Below are 6,642 nucleotides of genomic sequence, written 5' to 3' on the forward strand. Positions count from 1 at the left end.
CCTGGCCGGCGCGCTGGAGGCCCTGCAACGCGCCACCGCCCTGGACGGCGGCGCCGCCCTGGCCGCCCGCGCCCAGCGCGAGCGGGTCAGGCTGCGGCTGAACTGACGGTCCGTGCGACGGGCGGCGGTTGCAAAGCCCCGCCCGGCTCGCCCACAGTGCCGCGACGAATCGGCTGAGTAGGGCGCGCGGCGGGCGAAGATGGTCTTCAGTTCGATCATCTTCATCTTCTACTTCCTGCCGGTCTTCCTGCTCGGCTACTACCTCAGCGGTTGGCGGACCGGCGTTCTGCTGGCCGGAAGCGCGGCGTTCTACGTCTGGGGCGAGGGCCCCTACATCTTCCTCTTGGCCGCCCTGATCCTCGCCAACTACGCGGGCTCGCGGGTGCTGGCCTCCAGCGAGGTCACTGGGCCAAGGCGCGCCATCCTGACCGGCCTGATCGTGCTCGACCTCGGCGTGCTGGCCACCTTCAAGTACGCAGGCTTCCTGGCCCACAACCTGAACCTCCTGATCCCGGGCAAGCCGCTGCCCGAGATCCATCTCGCCCTGCCGCTGGGCGTCTCGTTCTTCACCTTCCAGCTCATCAGCTACGTGGCCGACGTCTACTGGCGCCGGATCGAGGCCGAGCGGAGCCTGACCCGCTTCGCCGCCTACATCCTGATGTTCCCGCACCTGATCGCCGGCCCCATCGTGCGCTTTGCGAACATCGTCGAGGAGCTGCACGCCGACCGTCGCCGGACGGGCCGGATCGGCCTGGGCATCCAGTATTTCATCGTCGGGCTCAGCCAGAAGGTGCTGGTGGCCAACAACGTCGCCCCGCTCGCGGACCACGCCTTCGGCCTGCCCGCCGAGGCTCTGGATGCCGGTTCGGCCTGGCTGGGCGCCTTCGCCTATTCGCTGCAGATCTATTTCGACTTCTGCGGCTATTCGAACATGGCCATCGGCCTGGCCTTCATGCTGGGGTTCACCTTCCCCAAGAACTTCGACCACCCCTACGCCAGCCGCTCGATCACCGAGTTCTGGCGGCGCTGGCACATCTCGCTGTCGTCGTGGTTCCGCGACTACGTCTACATCCCGCTGGGCGGCAATCGCGAAGGCCGGTGGAAGACGGTGCGCAACCTGCTGGTGGTCTTCCTGCTCACCGGCGTCTGGCACGGCGCGGCCTGGACCTTCATCGCCTGGGGGCTTTACCACGGCGCGTTCCTGCTCATCGAGCGCTTCGGCCTGGGGCGCCTGCTGGCCGCGCTCCCGCGGTTCGTGGGCCACGCCTACACGCTGCTGGCCGTGCTGGTTGGCTGGGTGCTGTTCCGCGCCGACACCCTGCCGAACGCCCTCGCCTACCTTTCCATCATGGGCGGCGCAGAGGGCTGGCGCCCGCTCGGAACCGCGACCCAGGTGCTGCTGGACGCTGAGACGCTCGCCGCCCTGGCCGCCGGCGTGGTGTTCGCCGTCCCAACCCTGTCGTGGGCGCTCGACCGCCTCCGCGCGCCGCGCCTCGACCCGGCCCACACGCTGGAGCGCCGGCTCGACACCCAGGGCGTCCACGTCCTCTCCACCCCCGTGCTCGTCCTGGGCCTCGTCCTGAGCATCGCCTTCCTGTCGGGCACGACCCTCAACCCCTTCCTGTACTTCCGGTTCTGATGGCCGACGTTCCGCGCGCACACTGGGCCCGACTGATCGCCGCCACCCTGGCGGTGATCGCCGGCGGCTTCGCCCTGCCGTACGTGCTGCCGACGCCGGTCCTGCAGGAGAACCGCACCCTGGCGCCCGCGCCCGCCTGGCCGAAGGGGCCGGGCGACCTCACGGCCTTCCGCAAGGCCACCGACGCCTGGGTCGCCGACCACTTCCCCGCCCGCACGCAACTGATCGCCGGCCTGAACGTCCTGCGCTATCGGCTGGGCGTCTCGGGCTCGCCGCGCGTCGCCGTCGGCCGCGACGGCTGGCTCTACAGCGACGACGGCAGCCACATGGCCGCCGCCCGCGGCGACACCGGCCTGTCGGAGGCGCAGATCCGGTCCTGGCTCTACGGCCTCGCCGGCCGCACCGAGGCGTTGCGCGCCCAGGGCCGCGCCTATGTGGTGCTGGCGCCGCCCATGAAGGAGGCGGTCTATCCCAACCACGCGCCCGGCTGGTTCCGCCTCGACCCCAACCGGCCGGCCGAGATGCTCTCGCGGCTCGCCATGGCGTCCGGCGCCGGAGAGGTGATCTACCCGCACCCGCAACTGGCCCAGCAGGCGCACTGGGGCCTGCACGTCTACGACCGCTACGACACCCACTGGACCGGCCTCGGCGCCTACCAGGGCTATGCCGCCTTCATGCGCAGCCTGGCGCGTCAGGGCTTGGCCGAGGGCCCGCGCCCGCTGGGGTCCTTCAGCGAGCGGACCGACATGCCGCTGTCGGCCACGCCGCGCGACCTGTCGCTCATGCTGGGGGTGGCTAGCTTCGTCACGCCCGACTTCCCGCAGTTCAGCGATCCCGCCACCGCCCAGGGGGTCCGGATCACCTACCTCAGCGGCCACGACTGGAACGGCCTGCGGATCATCGACACCGGCCAGACCGGCAAGCCCGTCCTGCTGATGACCGTCGATTCCTTCTCGAACGCGCTGATGCCGTTCCTCTACGGCCATTTCAGCCGGATCGTCACCGCCCACAATCAGGACGGCTTCTGGCGCCCCGACCTCATCGCGCGGTTCCAGCCGGACATCGTCGCCATCGAGGTGCTCGAGAGCGGCCTGCCGGCGGTGATGGGCGAGGCCTCCGCACCCTCGGCGGCGGCGACGGCCCGCATCGACGAGGCGGTCGAGAGCCGGGCCCGTTATCTCTCCATCGCCCGCCGGCAGCGCTACATGGGCGAGCGCAACGTCATCAATGGCGGCGAGGGCGACGATCGGCTGAAGGGCACGCGGCGGCCGGACGACATCCAGGGGCGGCCCGGCAACGACAGCATCGAGGGCCTGGGCGGCGACGACGTCCTGCGCGGCGGGCGCGGCCGCGACACCGTCGATGGCGGCGCGGGGGACGACTGGATTTCGGGCGGGCGCGACAACGACGTGCTCCGCGGCGGCAAGGGCGCCGACGTCTTCAACAGCTTCGCCGAGTCCGGCACGGACGTCGTGCTCGACTTCGACGCGCAGGAGGGCGACCGGGTCGAGATCAACCTCGGCGACGCCTACCGGGTGCGCCAGAACGGGGCCGACACGATCGTGGAGCTGCGGGGTGGCCGGCTGGTGCTGCGCGGCGTCACCCTCAGCCACCTGCCGCTGGGCTGGATCCGCAACCGGTAGCGGCGAGAGGGGCCTTCCGCTGGCGCTCGCGCCCGCAAGCCCCTATGTCGGCGGGGTCCGAACCCCGAGGAACGCCCGCATGTCGCTGAAGGTCGCCGTCCAGATGGATCCCATCGAGGGCATCAACATCGAGGGCGACACCAGCTTCCTGATGATGGAGACGGCGCAGGCGCGGGGGCACTCGATCTTCGTCTACCTGACCGACTCCCTCGCCATGGAGAACGGCCGGGTGTTCGCCCGCGGGCGGGACATCGAGGTGCGGCGCGTCAAGGGCGACCACTTCAAGGCGGGCCCGGTGCGCCGGGTCGAACTGTCGGACTTCGACGTCGTCCTGATGCGCCAGGACCCGCCGTTCGACATGCACTACATCGACGCCACCTTCTTCCTCGAGGCGATCCATCCGAAGACGCTGGTGGTCAACAACCCGGCCGAGGTGCGCAGCGCGCCCGAGAAGATCTTCGTCACCAAGTTCCCCGGCCTGCAGCCGCCCACCCTCATCACCTGGGACCGCGAGGCGATTCGCGAGTTCCGCGCGACCCACGGCGACATCGTGCTGAAGCCGCTGAACGGCCGGGGCGGCTCGGGCGTCACGCGCCACCTCGCCGACGACCCCAACTTGGACTCCCTGCTGGAGATCCACGCCGAGCTCGCCCGCGAGCCGGTGATCGTCCAGAAGTTCCTGCCGTCGGTGACAAAGGGCGACAAGCGCATCCTGCTGGTCGACGGCGAGCCGGTCGGCGCGATCAACCGCGTGCCGGCCAAGGGCCAGATCCGTTCGAACCTGGCGGTCGGCGGCGAGGCGCAGCCCGTGGAGCTGTCCGCCCGCGACCGCGAGATCTGCGCCACGATCGGCCCCGAGCTGAAGGCGCGCGGCCTGATCTTCGTCGGCATCGACGTGATCGGTGAGTGGCTGACCGAGATCAACGTCACCTCCCCCACCGGCGCCGTGGCTCTGAAACGCTTCACGGGAATCGACGCCACCGACGTGATGTGGCAACGGATCGAGCACCTGCGCGCACAGGTTTAGCTTGTTTTCTAAAAGACGTCCGGAAGTTACGGAATTGTCTTACTTTCCCCGTAAGTTCATTTTTTGTTCTTGATCTGAGCCGAGCGTTGTGGTCGGCTGTGGATAACTTATGGCCTGTCCTACGGGGGTGACGGGGATGTCCGCGCGGGTTGTGACCCTGGCCTTTCGGGGCGTCGAGGCCGTCCGCGTCGACGTCCAGGTCCAGTTCACCGGCGGCGAGCAGAAATTCTTCCTGGTCGGCATGGGCGACAAGGCCGTGTCCGAGAGCCGCGAACGGGTGCGCGCCGCCTTCCAGGGGATGGGCCTGGCCCTTCCCGCGCGGCGCATCATCGCCAACCTGGCGCCCGCCGACCTGCCCAAGGAGGGCAGCCACTACGACCTGCCGATCGCGCTGGCGATCATGGCCGCCATGGGGATCATCCCGCCCGACGCGCTGGAGGGCTGGGCGGCGGTGGGCGAGCTGGCCCTCGACGGGCGGATCACCCCGGTGGCCGGCGCCTTGCCCGCGGCGGTGGCGGCCGGCGGGCTGGGCCTGGGCCTGATCTGCCCCGAGGCCTGCGGGCCCGAGGCGGCGTGGGCGGGCGAGACGCGGGTGCTGGCCGCTCCGTCGCTGATCGCGCTCGTGAACCACTTCCGCGGAACCCAGGTGCTGAGCGCGCCACGGGCCGGCGACATGCTGGACGGCGAGCGCGTCCCCGACCTGCGGGACGTGAAAGGCCAGGAGAACGCCAAGCGCGCGCTCGAGATCGCGGCGGCCGGCGGGCACAACCTCTGCTTCGTCGGACCGCCGGGCTCGGGCAAGTCGATGATGGCCGCGCGCCTGCCGGGCCTGCTGCCGCCGCTGACCCCGGCCGAGCTCCTGGAGACCTCGATGGTCCATTCCGTCGCCGGCCTGATCGCCAAGGGCCAGCTTTCCCGCGCCCGTCCGTTCCGCAGTCCGCACCACTCGGCCAGCATGGCGGCCCTCACCGGAGGCGGGCACCGCGCCAAGCCCGGCGAGGTCAGCCTGGCCCACAACGGCGTGCTGTTCCTCGACGAACTGCCCGAGTTCGGCGCCCAGGCGCTCGACTCCCTGCGCCAGCCGCTGGAGACCGGCGAGGTCGTGGTGGCCCGCGCCAACGCCCACGTGCGCTATCCGGCGCGGTTCCAGCTCGTCGCGGCGATGAATCCATGCCGGTGCGGCCATGGCGGTCCCGGCCGCGGCGCCTGTGGCCGCGCGCCGCGCTGCCAGACCGACTACCAGGCGCGGATCTCAGGGCCGCTGATGGACCGTATCGACCTGCAGATCGAGGTCCCGCCGGTCACCGCCGCCGACCTCGCCCTGCCCCCGCCCGCGGAGGGCACCGCCGAGGCCTCCGCGCGGGTCATGGCCGCCCGGGCGGTGCAGGTGGAGCGTGCGCAAGGGACCGACGGCGCCCCGCTGAACGCCCAGGCCGAGGGCGATTTCCTGGAGACCATCGCCGATCTCGACCCGCCGGCGCGCGCGCTGCTCGCGAAGGCCGCCGAAGCTGGCGGCCTCTCGGCCCGCGGCTGGACCCGCACCCTGCGCCTCGCCCGCACCATCGCCGACCTGGAGGGGTCAGGCCCGGTGCGCCGCGTCCACGTCGCCGAGGCCCTGATCTACCGCCGCGTCGCGCCGGGAACGTCGGTGGGGTCGGCCGCCTCGATCTCGGCATAGCGCCGCGGCGCGGTCCACGAGCCGTAGCCGATGGCCGCGATCGCCAGATAGCCCCAGATGATTCCGGCGGTCTGATACGCCCACCCCGAGACCCCGGCATCGAGCGCACGGGCGATGTGGGTCAGGACGGCGAGAAGCTGGAAGGCCGCCGAGAAGAGGGGCCAGTAGCGCCCCGTTTTCAGCGCCACCCCCACGAAGATCGCGAGGAGCGCTGCGTCGATGACCATGATCGCCCACTGCGTCTCACCCGTCCCGGCACGGAAGGCGACGAGGCTCAGAGCCCACGCAGCCAGGTAGGCGCCCGCCGATAGCCGCTCGAGGTCGCGCCCGCGCCAGGCAGCCAGGCCGCAGACGATCATCAGCGCCGTCGGCCAGACGAATGGAGGAAGCTGATAGGCGGTCAAAAGAAAGCGGCCCCCGGGCTCACCGAGGGCCGCACTCTGGCAGATGCGACCGAGAGTTTGAACCTGGGCTTACGAGGCGATGCGCAGGCTCCGCATCCGGACGCGATCGGTCTCCAGTCCTTGCGGCGGCGGCTTGTCGCCCGCTTCGCCGGCCATCCTGATCGCGCCCAGGCCGATCTGGCCCTGGACGACGCTCAGTTCCTTGTGGGTCTCGACGATGGCGCGGCGGGCTTCGGCCAGGGCCATGATGG

The 6,642-nt window shown here is 70.9% G+C and carries 5 protein-coding genes and 1 pseudogene; 4 read left to right on the plus strand and 2 right to left on the minus strand.

Annotated elements, in window-relative coordinates; genetic code table 11:
* Positions 1–199 precede the first annotated feature (199 nt).
* From Q0L11_RS11005 to Q0L11_RS11020, 4 genes are all read left to right on the plus strand, one after another.
* A complete protein-coding gene (locus Q0L11_RS11005; RefSeq protein WP_296597273.1) occupies positions 200–1,639 on the plus strand; it encodes an MBOAT family protein in 1,440 nt (479 codons plus the stop codon).
* Complete coding sequence (locus tag Q0L11_RS11010) at positions 1,639–3,282, plus strand: hypothetical protein (RefSeq protein WP_296597274.1); 1,644 nt, start codon at positions 1,639–1,641, stop codon at positions 3,280–3,282. The genes Q0L11_RS11005 and Q0L11_RS11010 overlap by 1 nt, the downstream gene beginning before the upstream one ends.
* 79 nt (positions 3,283–3,361) lie before the next feature.
* The gene (gene gshB, locus Q0L11_RS11015) at positions 3,362–4,309 is read left to right on the plus strand and encodes a glutathione synthase (RefSeq protein WP_296597276.1); all 948 of its coding nucleotides are present in this window, start codon (positions 3,362–3,364) and stop codon (positions 4,307–4,309) included.
* Positions 4,310–4,445: 136 nt separating this feature from the next.
* On the plus strand, positions 4,446–5,987 hold the full coding sequence (locus tag Q0L11_RS11020) for a YifB family Mg chelatase-like AAA ATPase (RefSeq protein ID WP_296597277.1): 1,542 nt from the start codon (positions 4,446–4,448) through the stop codon (positions 5,985–5,987).
* On the opposite strand, the gene Q0L11_RS11025 is transcribed toward Q0L11_RS11020, so the two are convergent.
* Together Q0L11_RS11025 and Q0L11_RS11030 are read right to left on the minus strand one after the other, a co-directional pair.
* Positions 5,930–6,391 carry a hypothetical protein gene (locus tag Q0L11_RS11025; protein WP_296597279.1) on the minus strand — a complete coding sequence of 154 codons (462 nt, stop codon included), beginning with the start codon at positions 6,389–6,391 and terminating at the stop codon, positions 5,930–5,932. The genes Q0L11_RS11020 and Q0L11_RS11025 overlap by 58 nt on opposite strands.
* A 69-nt stretch (positions 6,392–6,460) precedes the next feature.
* Positions 6,461–6,642, minus strand: a pseudogene (locus Q0L11_RS11030) (hypothetical protein); the annotation flags it as partial.

The organism is Phenylobacterium sp. (assembly GCF_024508875.1).
Lineage (GTDB): Bacteria > Pseudomonadota > Alphaproteobacteria > Caulobacterales > Caulobacteraceae > Phenylobacterium.

Bases quoted from the DNA above. Each gene is read 5' to 3' on its own strand.
- Q0L11_RS11005 (WP_296597273.1), top strand. From the start codon at position 200: ATGGTCTTCAGTTCGATCATCTTCATCTTCTACTTCCTGCCGGTCTTC.
- Q0L11_RS11010 (WP_296597274.1), top strand. From the start codon at position 1,639: ATGGCCGACGTTCCGCGCGCACACTGGGCCCGACTGATCGCCGCCACC.
- gshB (WP_296597276.1), top strand. From the start codon at position 3,362: ATGTCGCTGAAGGTCGCCGTCCAGATGGATCCCATCGAGGGCATCAAC.
- Q0L11_RS11020 (WP_296597277.1), top strand. From the start codon at position 4,446: ATGTCCGCGCGGGTTGTGACCCTGGCCTTTCGGGGCGTCGAGGCCGTC.